This is a genomic window from Aliivibrio sp. 1S175 (assembly GCF_001690985.1).
Classification (GTDB): Bacteria; Pseudomonadota; Gammaproteobacteria; order Enterobacterales; family Vibrionaceae; genus Aliivibrio.
On the sequence record NZ_MAJS01000003.1, the window covers coordinates 1 to 13,623 of the forward strand.

General features: G+C 40.5%; 14 protein-coding genes and 3 tRNA genes. 8 read left to right on the forward strand and 9 right to left on the reverse strand.

Translation table 11 applies throughout. The annotated features are described in order from the left end of the window. Nucleotides 1–21: 21 nt before the first annotated feature. The 4 genes from A6E06_RS00280 to orn form a co-directional block, all read right to left on the reverse strand. Nucleotides 22–98: transfer RNA gene (locus A6E06_RS00280), tRNA-Met, on the reverse strand. 157 nt (nt 99–255) lie between these two features. After that, nucleotides 256–332 (reverse strand) — tRNA-Met (locus A6E06_RS00285). A gap of 54 nt (nt 333–386) precedes the next feature. Further along, a tRNA-Gly gene (locus A6E06_RS00290) sits at nt 387–462 on the reverse strand. 144 nt (nt 463–606) lie between these two features. After that, nucleotides 607–1,152: an oligoribonuclease gene (gene orn / locus A6E06_RS00295; RefSeq protein ID WP_065592932.1), complete on the reverse strand. Its 546-nt coding sequence runs from the start codon at nt 1,150–1,152 to the stop codon at nt 607–609. Nucleotides 1,153–1,250: 98 nt separating this feature from the next. Between orn and rsgA the strand changes: the two genes are divergently transcribed. From rsgA to A6E06_RS00310, 3 genes are all read left to right on the forward strand, one after another. Next, complete coding sequence (gene rsgA / locus A6E06_RS00300; RefSeq protein WP_065592931.1) at nt 1,251–2,306, forward strand: small ribosomal subunit biogenesis GTPase RsgA; 1,056 nt, start codon at nt 1,251–1,253, stop codon at nt 2,304–2,306. 58 nt (nt 2,307–2,364) lie between these two features. After that, on the forward strand, nt 2,365–3,228 hold the full coding sequence (asd, locus tag A6E06_RS00305; RefSeq protein WP_065592930.1) for an archaetidylserine decarboxylase: 864 nt from the start codon (nt 2,365–2,367) through the stop codon (nt 3,226–3,228). Nucleotides 3,229–3,333: 105 nt separating this feature from the next. Next, nucleotides 3,334–4,221 carry a DMT family transporter gene (locus A6E06_RS00310; RefSeq protein ID WP_065592929.1) on the forward strand — a complete coding sequence of 296 codons (888 nt, stop codon included), beginning with the start codon at nt 3,334–3,336 and terminating at the stop codon, nt 4,219–4,221. A 40-nt stretch (nt 4,222–4,261) separates the two neighbouring features. On the opposite strand, the gene epmA is transcribed toward A6E06_RS00310, so the two are convergent. Next, the gene (epmA, locus tag A6E06_RS00315) at nt 4,262–5,236 is read right to left on the reverse strand and encodes an elongation factor P--(R)-beta-lysine ligase (RefSeq protein ID WP_176713265.1); all 975 of its coding nucleotides are present in this window, start codon (nt 5,234–5,236) and stop codon (nt 4,262–4,264) included. A gap of 406 nt (nt 5,237–5,642) precedes the next feature. On the opposite strand from epmA, the gene frdA reads away from it, so the two are divergent. From frdA to frdD, 4 genes are read left to right on the forward strand one after another with little or no spacing between them, the layout of a single operon-like run. Beyond that, nucleotides 5,643–7,463, forward strand: a complete 1,821-nt coding sequence (gene frdA, locus A6E06_RS00320) for a fumarate reductase (quinol) flavoprotein subunit (protein ID WP_065592927.1) — start codon at nt 5,643–5,645, stop codon at nt 7,461–7,463. Next, the gene (locus tag A6E06_RS00325) at nt 7,463–8,206 is read left to right on the forward strand and encodes a succinate dehydrogenase/fumarate reductase iron-sulfur subunit (RefSeq protein ID WP_065592926.1); all 744 of its coding nucleotides are present in this window, start codon (nt 7,463–7,465) and stop codon (nt 8,204–8,206) included. The genes frdA and A6E06_RS00325 overlap by 1 nt, the downstream gene beginning before the upstream one ends. A 2-nt stretch (nt 8,207–8,208) precedes the next feature. Beyond that, nucleotides 8,209–8,592, forward strand: a complete 384-nt coding sequence (gene frdC, locus A6E06_RS00330) for a fumarate reductase subunit FrdC (protein WP_012551226.1) — start codon at nt 8,209–8,211, stop codon at nt 8,590–8,592. 11 nt (nt 8,593–8,603) lie between these two features. Continuing rightward, nucleotides 8,604–8,966: a fumarate reductase subunit FrdD gene (gene frdD / locus A6E06_RS00335; RefSeq protein ID WP_017022845.1), complete on the forward strand. Its 363-nt coding sequence runs from the start codon at nt 8,604–8,606 to the stop codon at nt 8,964–8,966. A 140-nt stretch (nt 8,967–9,106) separates the two neighbouring features. Here the strand turns inward: frdD and efp are convergent, their stop codons facing one another. After that, the gene (gene efp / locus A6E06_RS00340; RefSeq protein WP_012551228.1) at nt 9,107–9,673 is read right to left on the reverse strand and encodes an elongation factor P; all 567 of its coding nucleotides are present in this window, start codon (nt 9,671–9,673) and stop codon (nt 9,107–9,109) included. 32 nt (nt 9,674–9,705) lie between these two features. Here efp and epmB point away from each other — a divergent pair, with 32 nt between their 5' ends. After that, nucleotides 9,706–10,728 carry an EF-P beta-lysylation protein EpmB gene (gene epmB, locus A6E06_RS00345; RefSeq protein ID WP_065592925.1) on the forward strand — a complete coding sequence of 341 codons (1,023 nt, stop codon included), beginning with the start codon at nt 9,706–9,708 and terminating at the stop codon, nt 10,726–10,728. A gap of 105 nt (nt 10,729–10,833) precedes the next feature. Here epmB and pfkA read toward each other — a convergent pair whose 3' ends face one another. From pfkA to A6E06_RS00360, 3 genes are all read right to left on the reverse strand, one after another. Continuing rightward, a complete protein-coding gene (gene pfkA / locus A6E06_RS00350; protein WP_065592924.1) occupies nt 10,834–11,796 on the reverse strand; it encodes a 6-phosphofructokinase in 963 nt (320 codons plus the stop codon). 218 nt (nt 11,797–12,014) lie between these two features. After that, on the reverse strand, nt 12,015–12,920 hold the full coding sequence (gene fieF, locus A6E06_RS00355; protein WP_065592923.1) for a CDF family cation-efflux transporter FieF: 906 nt from the start codon (nt 12,918–12,920) through the stop codon (nt 12,015–12,017). A 161-nt stretch (nt 12,921–13,081) separates the two neighbouring features. Continuing rightward, on the reverse strand, nt 13,082–13,585 hold the full coding sequence (locus A6E06_RS00360; RefSeq protein WP_065592922.1) for a CpxP family protein: 504 nt from the start codon (nt 13,583–13,585) through the stop codon (nt 13,082–13,084). Between the last annotated feature and the right edge of the window lie 38 nt (nt 13,586–13,623).

The window sequence follows — 13,623 nt, forward strand, 5'->3', positions numbered from 1 at the left end:
ATAAAGCATTCAATCTAAATATGGTTGCGGGAGCAGGATTTGAACCTACGACCTTCGGGTTATGAGCCCGACGAGCTACCAAACTGCTCCATCCCGCGTCCGAATGCATTGTTAAGTACAATGAAACTATATGCCATTTTTACTTAGTAAGTAAAAATATCGTAATACCAGATTCTGGAAACCTCAGCTAATGCGAAGCTTTCAATCGAATCGAATACTACATGATTAACGCTATAAAAGCATTAAATCAAAATATGGTTGCGGGAGCAGGATTTGAACCTACGACCTTCGGGTTATGAGCCCGACGAGCTACCAAACTGCTCCATCCCGCGTCCGGATGCATTGTTTAAGTACAATGAGACTTTAAGCCAATTTCAAAAAGAAATTGGAGCGACACACGAGGCTCGAACTCGTGACCTCAACCTTGGCAAGGTTGCGCTCTACCAGCTGAGCTAGTGTCGCATTCTGATAAGGAGTAGCTCCTCGTTCAGAGGCTGCGAATTATACGAGTAAAACGTGATGATGCAAGCGGATTTTGAAAAAAAAACGAAATTTCTTTAAAACCCGCAAAATTCGCTCAACAAACAATCAAATTGATCTAGTTCGTTAAATTGTGAAGATATTTTTACGGTAATACTTCAATTCAGCGATAGATTCACGGATATCATCTAATGCTAAATGTGCCCCTGTTTTTTCAAAGCCATCAAGTACTTCAGGCTTCCAACGGCGAGTAAGCTCTTTAATTGTGCTCACGTCAACATAACGATAATGGAAATACTCTTCCAATTTTGGCATGTGCTTATAAAGAAAACGACGATCTTGGCCAATGCTATTACCACAAATTGGCGATACGCCTTTTGGCACCCACTTTTCAAGAAACGCAATCGTCTCTTCAATGGCTGACGCTTCATCATGTTCACTTGCATTTACTCTAGCTACCAAACCACTATTAGTATGTGTATTGGTACACCAGTCATCCATTTTAGCCAACTCATCTTTTGATTGATGAATAGCAATAACAGGCCCTTCTGCTAAAATATTTAGCTGAGCATCAGTTACAATGGATGCGATTTCGATGATTTTATGAGTTTCAGGATCTAAGCCTGTCATCTCCAAATCAACCCAAATCAGGTTTTGATCATTAATTGCCATAGAGAGTTGCCTATTTTGTAACTAAAAAGGGTATGATACTCGGGCCGATTTATCTTTCAACATAAAACTGAAAGCCAACCTACAAGTGAAATCATTTCGTGGCAAAGAAGAAAAAGCTAACTAAAGGCCAAGTACGCCGAGTACGTTCAAATCAAAGCAAACGTATTGAAAAAATAAAAACCACCATCGAGTGGGATGAATCTTCATTAGAAGCCGCTAAAGAAGGTCTAGTGATCACTCGCTTTGGCCAACATGCGGATATTGAAGATCCAGATACTAAAGAAATACATCGTTGTAATTTACGTCGAGGTATTGAAAGCTTAGTTTCTGGTGACCGCGTGATTTGGCGCCCTGGAACAGAAGTACTTGCAGGAATATCAGGTGTTGTAGAAGCAGTTAAGCCACGAACCTCTATGCTGACTCGCCCAGATTATTACGACGGTATCAAACCTGTCGCAGCTAACGTTGACCAAATGGTGATTGTCTCTTCTATTCTTCCTGAACTCTCACTAAACATTATTGACCGTTACCTTATCGCTTCAGAAACGTTGCACATCAAACCGTTGATCGTACTGAACAAAGTGGATTTATTGTCTGAAAAAGAATTTATTGATGTGAGACAAATCCTAAGTTTATATGAAGATATTGGCTATAAAGTAAAATATGTCAGTAAAGAATCAGGCTATGGCGTTGAAGAGCTTGAAGCCGAACTAAAAGATCACATTAATATTTTTGTTGGTCAATCTGGTGTAGGGAAATCAAGTCTTGTTAATGCCTTAATGCCTGAGCTTGAAATAATGGAAGGTGCGGTATCGGAAAATTCGGGTCTAGGTCAACACACAACAACAGCGGCACGTTTGTATCATTTCCCTCATGGCGGTGATCTTATTGATTCCCCTGGAGTTCGTGAATTTGGCCTTTGGCACTTAGAAAAAGAAGAAGTGACTGAATCCTTTATTGAATTCAAAGGTTTCATTGGTGGCTGTAAATTTAGAGACTGTAAACATAAAGATGATCCCGGCTGCATTCTTCAAGAAGCCGTTAAGAGTGGTAAAATTGCTAAACTACGCTTTGATAGTTACCACCGGATCATTGAAAGTATGTCTGAGAATAAGGCGAACCGTCAATTCTCTCGCAGCAAAAAAGCCGATTAATAAACAAAGTGAAGATGTGGTAATATTCATCTTAATTGATAACTAGTAGGCAAATAACGTGTCAGATAATTTAAAAATAGGGTTACAGTATTTAACCCCAAAACACGCACTTACTCGTTTAGCTGGCAAATTAGCCTCAGCAAAAATGGGTTGGTTAACCACTGCGGTAATTAAGTGGTTCATTAAACAATATAAAGTTGAAATGAGCGAAGCTAAGAACCCAAATCCTGAAGCATATTCTACGTTCAATAACTTCTTTGTTCGTGAATTAGAAGACGGTGCTCGCCCAATCAATGAAGATGAAGATGTCATTTCTCATCCTGCAGATGCTTGTGTAAGTCAATTTGGTCCGATTACTGACGGTCAATTAGTTCAAGCTAAGGGTCATGTATATTCAGCTCAAGAACTGCTTGGTGGCGATGAAGAGCTGGCTGAAGAATTTATGGGCGGCGAATTCGCAACTCTGTATTTATCACCACGCGATTACCACCGTGTACACATGCCTTGCGATGCCACATTACGTAAAATGATTTACGTTCCTGGTGATCTTTTTTCTGTAAACCCATTAACCGCAGAGAACGTACCAAACCTATTCGCTCGTAATGAACGTGTGGTTTGTATTTTTGATACTGAATTTGGTCCTATGGCTCAAGTTCTTGTTGGTGCAACTATCGTTGGTAGTATTGAAACAACATGGGCTGATACGGTTACTCCACCTACAGGCCCTGCGGTTAAGACGTGGCATTACCCTCTTTCTGGTGATGATGTCATTCGCTTTAAGAAAGGGGAAGAAATGGGTCGCTTTAAATTAGGCTCTACGGTTATTAACCTATTTGCTCCTAATTCAATTAAATTTGATGCATCAATGGAAAATGGCGTTCCAACTCGTATGGGTACTCCATTTGCGCATATTGCAAAATAAATAATTTACTTAAAATAAAACCAAAATAGCGAACCTTGTGTTCGCTATTTTTTTAAGTTCAGATAATCTAAAACTAATGAATAAAAAATAATCAATGGAATGATAATGGGATATGAATGGTTAGCACTTGGTGCTGCGTGCTTATGGGCACTATCAAGCATGATTTCAGTTGCACCCGCTCGTCATCTTGGTGCATTTGCTTATAGCCGATGGCGAATGGGCTGCGTAACCATTATGTTATCGAGTCTTGCTTGGTTTACGGGTGGTTGGTCCTCTATTGAGTCCTCTCATTTATACCCAATGATGCTTTCTGGTTTTATTGGCATCTTCATTGGAGATACCGCTTTATTTGCCTGCTTTAATCGTATGGGCCCTCGACAAGCCGGATTACTCTTTTCTTGTCATGCCTTATTCTCCGCTATTCTTGGCTATTGGTTATTTAATGAAACCTTACAAGGGTGGGAGCTTATCGGTGCCATCTCTGTATTTTCTGGCGTCTCCATTGCTATTTTCTTTGGGAAAAAAACGGATAACCAAGATACATGGGAGGAAGTAAAAGGAAATATTTGGATCGCAATCGCTCTGGGCTTACTTGCCGCTTTTTGCCAAGCGCTTGGCGGTGTGATCGCAAAACCGGTGATGCTAACCAGTGCAGATCCTATTGCAGCTTCCGCAATTCGAATGGCCTCAGCTTTTGCGGCTCATAGTTTATTAAGATTAACTAACCTACCCATTTCACGCCCTATCACTCCGATTAACCTTCGTATTTTAGGCATTGTCGCTTTGAACGGATTTCTTGCAATGACAATAGGTATGACCTTAATCTTATATGCCTTACAAGAAGGAAATGTAGGTATGGTTGCCTTACTTTCTTCTACCACACCGATTATTATTTTGCCTTTATTGTGGCTATACACAAAAAAAGCACCTAACCGCTTTGCGTGGTTAGGTGCTTGTTTAGCGGTGATTGGCACTGGACTTATCGTTAGCTAATCGCTGTAAGTCAATGCACACTCACTTCTGTGGATTAGTATTACGCTCTATCAAAAGGAAAAGCCATCACTTGATCGATGTGCTTTTCCCCCATTGCTAACATGATCAAACGATCAATGCCTAACGCCACACCAGCGCAATCGGGAAATCCTGCTTCTAATGCTGCAATCAAATGATAATCGATCGGTTGCTCAATCAAACCCATTGATTTTCGTTTCGCATTGTCCTCTTCAAAACGAGCGAGTTGTTCCTTCGCATTATCAAGTTCATGGAAACCATTCGCTAATTCAATTCCTTTAAAATACACCTCAAATCGCTCAGCGACCCTAGAGTCTTCAGGATTAATTTTAGCAAGAGCTGCTTGAGAAGCCGGAAAATCATAAACACAAACTGGCACCGTTTGTCCTATTTTCTCCTCAACGCCCATACTAAATAGCAATTGTAATAATGTATCTCGGTCTTCTTCAACATCAGCAATGTCTGACAACCCTAACGGTGCTGCTACAGCTCTAAGTTCATCCATCGATGCTTCTAATGGACAAGCACCAAGCACTTGAATGAAAGCCTCTTGGTATGTCATTCGTTCAGCATCGTCACATTTTAAAACAAGTTTAAGTAACTCATTCATTTCATCCATCAATTGATGATGATCAAACGTTGGGCGATACCATTCCAACATCGTAAATTCAGGGTTATGAAAACGCCCAGCTTCTTCGTTACGGAAGGCTTTATTAATTTGGTAAATCGCACCACTGCCCGCAGACAGTAAGCGCTTCATATGAAATTCTGGACTGGTCATAAAATACAGATGTACGCCATCTGCGTAACCAGGGCCAACAAAATCAGTTTGAAACGTATGAAGGTGCACATCCGTCACGGTTGCATGACTCATTGCTGGCGTATCCACCTCCATCACTTTTCGCTCAAAGAAGAATCTACGGATTAAAGCAAGAATATCAGCACGTTGCTGTAATTGTTCAATTGATGCGCTCGGCATCCAGTTTTGACTAGTCATAATTTTATACATTAGAAAAACTTATCCAAAATGATACCTGATAACCGATTTCAAGGTTACCTATTTTTTAACTTTATAAATCCCCTTAACCTTCAAGGGGATACAGGTCTGATAAGAATCATTATCACTTACAAAGCAACAACTTAACTACAATTTAACGCCAAAATTAACAGCTGTAACTAGTTGACGGAGATCACATTATTCACAATAAACCACCCCATTAGTGGTACTTGCACTACAAAACTTTATCCATATCAATTTTTATTCTAAAAGCTCATTTAGAATGGCATCAGAATTTTTAAGTTATTATTTGCTCTTTTTTGTCACATGAGCAGGCTAGATTCACATAATTGATCATATTTGTATGGTTAATTTAATTTTTTATCTTTTATCCCGGAGAATAACTGTGAAAACTATAACCACAGATATTGCAGTGATCGGCGCGGGCGGTGCAGGTCTACGTACCGCTATAGCAGCAGCAGAAGCGAACCCAGAGCTTAACATTGCTCTAATCTCAAAAGTTTACCCTATGCGTTCGCACACTGTTGCCGCTGAAGGTGGATCCGCAGCCGTGACCAAGGAAGAAGATACACTAGACAATCACTTCAACGATACTGTTGGTGGTGGTGATTGGCTGTGTGAACAGGATGTTGTTGAATACTTTGTAAAAAATGCATACCGCGAGATGACTCAATTAGAACAATGGGGTTGTCCTTGGAGCCGTAAAGAAAATGGCGAAGTTAACGTTCGTCGTTTTGGTGGTATGAAAGTTGAACGTACGTGGTTTGCTGCCGATAAAACCGGTTTCCACATGCTTCATACTCTGTTCCAAACTTCAATGAAATACCCTCAAATCAATCGTTTTGACGAATATTTTGTTGTTGACCTTCTTGTTGAAGAAGGCCAAGTTCAAGGTCTTATTGCTATTCATATGGCTGAAGGCGAACTTATCTGTATTAAAGCAAAATCTGTTGTATTAGCAACGGGTGGCGCAGGTCGTGTTTACCACTGTAATACCAATGGCGGTATCGTAACTGGTGATGGTATGGCTATGGCATTCCGTCATGGTGTACCTCTACGTGATATGGAATTCGTACAATATCACCCAACAGGTTTACCAGGTACTGGCATCTTGATGACTGAAGGTTGTCGTGGTGAAGGCGGTATCATGATCAATAAAAATGGTTACCGTTACCTACAAGATTACGGTATGGGTCCAGAAACTCCTATCGGTGAGCCAAAGAACAAATACATGGAACTGGGTCCTCGTGACAAAGTTTCACAAGCATTTTGGCATGAACTTCAAAAAGGCAACACTATTAAACACCCACTGGGTGATGTAGTGCATTTGGATCTTCGTCACCTAGGTGAAGAATACCTAAATGAGCGTCTTCCGTTTATCTGTGAGCTATCAAAAGCTTACGTTAACGTTGATCCAGCTAAAGAACCAATTCCAATTCGCCCTACAGTTCACTACACCATGGGTGGTATTGAAACGGATAAGAACAACGAAACAAACATCAAAGGCCTATTCGCGGTTGGTGAATGTTCATCTGTTGGTCTTCACGGTGCAAACCGCTTAGGTTCAAACTCTCTAGCTGAACTTGTTGTATTTGGTCGTCTTGCTGGTGAAAAAGCCGCTGAACGTGCCGCTGAATTCACAACTTGGAACGATGCTTCTATCCAAACTCAAATCGAAGCTGTTGAAGCTCGTATTGATGCTTTACTAGCACAAGAAGGCGATGAAAACTGGGCTGATATCCGTACTGAAATGGGTCACTCAATGGAAGCTGGTTGTGGTATCTACCGTAAAGAACACGAAATGCAAGATACGGTTGATAAACTGGCTGAGCTGAAAAAACGTTACAAAAACATCAGCATCAAAGATAAAGGCAAAGTATTCAATACAGACCTTTTATACGCAATCGAAGTTGGTTATGGTCTTGAAGTGGCTGAAACAATGGCTCACTCAGCAATTTTACGTAAAGAATCTCGTGGTGCACACCAACGTTTAGACGAAGGTTGTACAGAGCGTGATGATGTAAATTACTTAAAACACTCATTAGCGTATTACAACGAAGATGCTGCACCAACAATCAAGTACAGCAGCGTAACTATTACTAAATCTCAACCAAAAGCTCGCCTATATGGTGAAGCAGCAGAGAAAGCAGCAGCAGAAGAAGCGGCAGCAGAGAAAGCCGTGAAAAACGCAGAGGAGCAAGCATAATGACAGCTGGCAAAAGAGTCCAAAAAGTAAGCATTCTGCGTTATAATCCAATGACTGATGCTGAACCACACCTACAAACATTTGATGTACCTTGTGATGATACAACCTCTGTATTAGACGCATTAGGCTACATCAAAGATAACCTAGATAAAGACCTGTCTTACCGTTGGTCTTGTCGTATGGCGATCTGTGGTTCTTGCGGCATGATGGTTAACAATGTTCCTAAGCTTGCATGTAAAGCGTTTTTACGTGATTACCCAAATGGCTTAACCATTGAACCATTAGCTAACTTTGCTATTGAGAAAGATTTAATTGTTGATATGACGCCGTTCATTGAGCGCCTAGAAGCAATCAAACCTTACATCATTGGTAATGACCGTACTCCTGAGCAAGGTCCAAACAACCAAACTCCTGAGCAAATGGCAAAATACAAACAATTTGCTGGTTGTATCAACTGTGGTCTATGTTACGCAGCCTGTCCTCAATTCGGTCTAAACCCTGAATTTATTGGCCCTGCAGCACTAACAATGGCACATCGTTATAACCTTGATAGCCGTGATAGTGGTTCTTCTGAACGTATGAAACTAATCAATGGCGACAATGGTGCTTGGGGTTGTACGTTTGTTGGTTACTGTTCTGAAGTATGTCCAAAACACGTTGACCCTGCTGCGGCAGTAAACCAAGGTAAGATTGCATCATCTCAAGACTTTCTTATCGCAATGCTTAAACCTCAGGAGGCATAAGGATGAGCAACCGTAAACCTTACGTTCGCGAAATGACACGTACGTGGTGGAAAGATCACCCTTTCTACCGTTTTTACATGGTTCGTGAAGCAACCATTCTTCCATTGATTTTCTTTACTATCTGTCTGCTTGTTGGTTTAGGTAGTTTAGTAAAAGGTCCACTGGCTTGGGCTTCATGGTTAGATTTCATGGCAAACCCTATTGTGGTTGCTTTGAACATTGTTGCTTTAGCGGGTAGCTTATTCCATGCTCAAACTTTCTTTAGCATGATGCCGCAAGTAATGCCGATTCGTCTGGGTGGTAAAACACTAGATAAAAAAGTGGTTGTGCTTGCACAATGGGCTGCAGTTGCAGCAATTACATTACTTGTATTGGTTATCGTTTAAGGAGAGTTATTGTGGTAAATCTTAATCCAAAGCGTTCTGACGAACCTGTATGGTGGGGCTTATTTGGTGCTGGCGGCACTTGGTTTGCGATGCTAACACCAGTAACAATCCTTGTTCTTGGTATTTTAGTACCACTTGGCGTGATCGGTCCTGAGTCAATGAACTACCTACGTGTTGCTGGTTTTGTAACAAGCATCATTGGTGCATTATTTGTGATTGGTTCAATCTCAATGCCAATGTGGCATGCAATGCACCGTGTACACCATGGTATGCACGATCTTAAATTCCACACAGGCACTGCAGGCAAAATTGCTTGTTATGCAACGGCAGCATTAGCAACCGTTCTTTCTGTTGTGTTTATCTTTATGATCTAGTCTGACTTCAGATGAATAAAAAAAGGTTGGCTTTATGCCAACCTTTTTTGTTTCTGTCATATAAATAACAACATATTCACGCAATAAAAAAGGCCACCGAAGTGACCTTTTATGCAAAATAATCTCGATCTATATCGAAATTACTTCACACGACCTACGTATTCACCCGTACGAGTATCTACTTTCACTACTTCACCAATAGCGATGAACAGTGGAACACGAACAACAGCGCCTGTTGCTAATGTAGCTGGTTTACCACCAGTACCTTGAGTATCACCTTTCAGACCTGGATCTGTTTCAGTCACTTCAATCTCAACAAAGTTTGGCGGTGTCACCGTAATTGGATTATCATTCCAAAGAGTCACAGTACAAGTGTTGTTTTCTACTAACCATTTAGCCGTGTCACCAACCGATTTAACATCAGCAGCGATTTGCTCAAAGCTTACGCTGTTCATGAAATGGAAGAATTCGCCATCGCTGTACAAGTAGTCAAGCTCTACGTCGACAACATCAGCAAGCTCGAAGCTTTCACCTGATTTAAATGTTTTTTCTAGTGTTTTACCAGAAAGCAATTTGCGAAGTTTTACACGGTTGAATGCTTGGCCTTTACCAGGTTTAACATATTCATTGTCGATAATTGAGCATGGCTCGTTATCAAACATAAATTTCAAACCGCCTTTGAATTCATTGGTACTTACTGACGCCATGATTTCCTCTTAACATCGTTGAGTTATAAATAATGTCACACATAATAACCCGAAATGACGCTCCTGTTGAGCAAAACTGGCTCAAAGAGATCTCAAATGCGATCTCAGATCCTCATCAACTGCTTTCAACTCTAGGAATTGATAGCTCACCTTGGGAGAAAGGATTAGAAGCGAAAAAGTTATTTGCGTTACGTGTGCCGACAAGTTTTGTCGATCGAATGGAGTTTGGCAACCCTTTTGATCCTTTATTACGCCAAGTATTGCCTTTAGATCAAGAATTCGAAGTACATGACGGATATTCGACCGATCCTCTTGACGAACAAGATAACGAACAACCCGGATTACTGCATAAATACAAAAACCGTGTTTTGTTAATTTTGAAAGGAGGCTGCGCGGTAAATTGCCGTTATTGTTTCCGTCGCCATTTTCCTTATGAAGATAATAAAGGCGGGAAATCCGTCTGGAAAAAATCCATAGATTATATTGCCGAGCATCCTGAATTAAACGAAGTGATTCTTTCTGGTGGTGATCCTTTGATGGCAAAAGACCATGAGATAGAATGGTTAATTCAACATTTAGAGACCGTTCCTCATATTAAGCGTCTTCGTATTCACAGCCGTTTGCCTGTGGTCATACCTAACCGAATTACAGATAAATTATGTTCGTTGTTTTCTGAAACTTCGATTCAAATAATTTTAGTTACGCACATCAATCATGCGAATGAAATCAATGCTGAGTTCACTGAAAAAATGACTCAACTAAAGTACGCTAACGTAACCCTACTAAACCAAGGTGTCTTACTTAAAGGGGTGAATGATACCGCTGAAACGTTAACTGATTTAAGTGAGGCATTATTTGATGCCGGTATTCTGCCTTATTACCTTCATGTATTAGATAAGGTTCAAGGTGCTGCTCATTTCTTTGTTTCTGATAAAGAAGCGAAACGGCTAATGGGAGAGTTAATCGAAAATGTATCAGGCTATCTCGTACCAACATTAACAAGAGAAATCGGTGGTCGTAAAAGCAAAACACCACTCGACCTATATCTGGAATAAACTCAGTATTTAAAATGGTACGTTAAAATACATTCCGTTTTTCAGATACAAAAAAACCGAAGCTTATACTTCGGTTTTTCTTTTATAACTTAGTAGTACTCTAAATTAGAATAACTCTTCCGCTACTTTATAAAGTTCTAACTTCTCAGGACGACGCATGTTTTCGATTGCATCGATGATATCGTGGTGAACAAGCTGTTCATTTTGAATACCAACACAACGACCACCATGGCCTTCAACAAGTAACTTAACACCGTAATTACCCATACGAGATGCTAAAATACGGTCGAATGCACCAGGCTGACCGCCACGTTGAATATGACCAAGAACCGTAGCACGAGTCTCACGACCTGTTTCTGCTTCGATTTCTTTTGCTAGAGCGTTTACATCAGTCATCAATTCAGTAATAGCGATGATTGCGTGCTTTTTACCTTTCGCAATACCGTCTTGAATATTTTGAATTAATGCTTCTTTATTTAAGCCAGTCTCTGGAGTAATTACGTACTCACAACCACCCGCGATTGCAGCCATTAATGTTAAATCACCACAGTGACGGCCCATAACTTCTACAATAGAAATACGTTGGTGAGAAGACGATGTATCACGCAAACGGTCAATCGCATCAATCACTGTATTTAATGCCGTTAAGTAACCGATTGTGTAATCCGTACCTGCGATATCATTATCGATAGTACCCGGAAGACCAATACATGGGTAACCCATTTCAGTTAGCTTCTTAGCACCCATGTAAGAACCATCACCACCGATAACGATTAACGCATCAATGTCGTGTTTCTTAAGGTTTGCGATCGCTTTTTCACGAACAGAGACTTCTTTAAATTCAGGAAAACGAGCTGAACCTAAGAACGTACCGCCGCGGTTGATCATATCAGATACGCTATGGCGCTCTAATTTCTCGATACGATCTTCAACAAGACCTAAGTAGCCATCATGAATACCAAATACTTCTAGGCCTTGCGTTAGTGCTGTACGAACAACACCACGAACTGCCGCATTCATACCCGGCGCATCGCCACCACTTGTTAAAACACCAATCTTCTTGACCATGGTTACCCTCTAATATGGTTGGGAATTTCAATTTCAATTTTTAATACAGCAAGCAAACTCCCTTATCCGCTCACCATTAATAATCTGTAATTTTTTTTCTTATGTAAGAGTATTACCAGTTTACTGAAAAAGTTCGTTGATTCACATCAGAATCAATCACAACTATTTCATTTTTCTGTTACGAACAAACAATAACTGCTAATAATACTACTGAACTCTTATGGAAACTCTGTTTGTTCTCTGTCTGAGTCTAGCACAACTGAAAGCGGGTCTTGATGAATTATAATATCCGAATGCGGAAATACGGTTAAAAGCTCATCTTCCACTTTATCGGCAATAATATGTGCTTTCACTAACGGCATTTGATCTGGCAACTCTAAATGCAATTGAATAAAACGCGTTGGCCCAGCAAGACGGGTTCTTAAATCATGAATACCTTCAACACCATCTACACGGCAACACGCCTCTCTTATCTGTTCTAACTCTTCAATCGGCAATTGTCTATCAAGCAATGACTGAATAGCTTCATACGCCATTTTAAATGCACTAACCAATATATAAACACCAATAATCAACGCAAAAATAGCATCCGCTTCATGCCAACCATACCAACTTAATGCCAGCGCCAACATAATGGCCGCGTTCATAAAGAGATCGGTTTTATAATGCAGTGAATCCGCCGCAATGGCTTGGCTTCCCGTTTGCTTAACGACCCATTGCTGAACCATGACAAGCCCAAAGGTGAGTACAATGGCAAAGCCACTAACATACACCCCAAGCTCAGGGTTTATAACGTCTTGAGGACGGAAAAAACGTTCTACCCCATTCAATAGTAAGAAACACGCCGAACCTGAAATAAACATCGCTTGAGCGAGTGCCGCTAAAGATTCAGCCTTCCCATGACCAAAACTATGCTCTTCATCTGGCGGCTGAAGCGCATAACGCACCACCAGTAAGTTGGTAATAGAAGCCGCCATATCCAGCAAAGAGTCGACTAAAGAAGCCAATAAGCTTACCGAACCCGTTACCCACCACGTACCTAGCTTCACAAGCATTAAGATTGTGGCGACAATCGTTGCAAGCCAAGCTGCCATCGTTACTAAAGAGGCGTATTTTTTAGTCATGAATCTTCCGTTTCTTATAAATCAGCTCTCTAGTATAAAGCCTTAACTTGATGATCGTTATTCAATTTATTAATAAGTACCTAACAAAGTTACCGCAATAAAAAAACGAGCCTTTATTATGCATAAAGACTCGTTTCAATTTATACGTAAAATACGTGTAATTATTTAGCGCAATCAGCTCTGTATTTATCTTGATTTTCTTTAAATTCTGCTTTTTGCTCTGGGGTTAAAATATTCATCATATCGTGACGTTTCTTAATCATATCAACACGGTGGTCAATTTGTTTTTGTGACATCTTCTCTGCTAAATCACGAACCGCAGATTCATCAAAGTTATCCGCTAAAATAAGATTTTGCATTGCCTCATGGTCAGCTTTCATTTCCGCTGTTGGTTGACGTTTTTCACCTTTTCTTGCTTTATGTTCTGCTTTACGAGCATCGCGCATTTCGTCTAGTTGATCTTCTTGAGCATCGGTTAACTCAAGATCTTTAAATGCTTTTTTATTGGCTTTCATCATGCACTTACCACCATGCATACCTTCACCACCCTTCATGCCGCCTTTCATTCCACCTTCATGATGACCACCAGCTGCAAATGCAGAAGCAGACGCTAAAGAAAGAGGAAGTACTACCGCACCTAAAATCATTTTTTTCATCATGTTCATTATAATATCTCCGTTACAGAAAATTCAGTTTGCTCAAA

Bases quoted from the DNA above. Each gene is read 5' to 3' on its own strand.
- fieF (WP_065592923.1), bottom strand. From the start codon at position 12,920: ATGACTAAAAAATACGCCTCTTTAGTAACGATGGCAGCTTGGCTTGCA.
- efp (WP_012551228.1), bottom strand. From the start codon at position 9,673: ATGGCGTCAGTAAGTACCAATGAATTCAAAGGCGGTTTGAAATTTATG.
- A6E06_RS00360 (WP_065592922.1), bottom strand. From the start codon at position 13,585: ATGAACATGATGAAAAAAATGATTTTAGGTGCGGTAGTACTTCCTCTT.
- A6E06_RS00325 (WP_065592926.1), top strand. From the start codon at position 7,463: ATGACAGCTGGCAAAAGAGTCCAAAAAGTAAGCATTCTGCGTTATAAT.
- epmA (WP_176713265.1), bottom strand. From the start codon at position 5,236: ATGACTAGTCAAAACTGGATGCCGAGCGCATCAATTGAACAATTACAG.
- frdC (WP_012551226.1), top strand. From the start codon at position 8,209: ATGAGCAACCGTAAACCTTACGTTCGCGAAATGACACGTACGTGGTGG.
- A6E06_RS00310 (WP_065592929.1), top strand. From the start codon at position 3,334: ATGGGATATGAATGGTTAGCACTTGGTGCTGCGTGCTTATGGGCACTA.
- orn (WP_065592932.1), bottom strand. From the start codon at position 1,152: ATGGCAATTAATGATCAAAACCTGATTTGGGTTGATTTGGAGATGACA.
- epmB (WP_065592925.1), top strand. From the start codon at position 9,706: ATGTCACACATAATAACCCGAAATGACGCTCCTGTTGAGCAAAACTGG.
- pfkA (WP_065592924.1), bottom strand. From the start codon at position 11,796: ATGGTCAAGAAGATTGGTGTTTTAACAAGTGGTGGCGATGCGCCGGGT.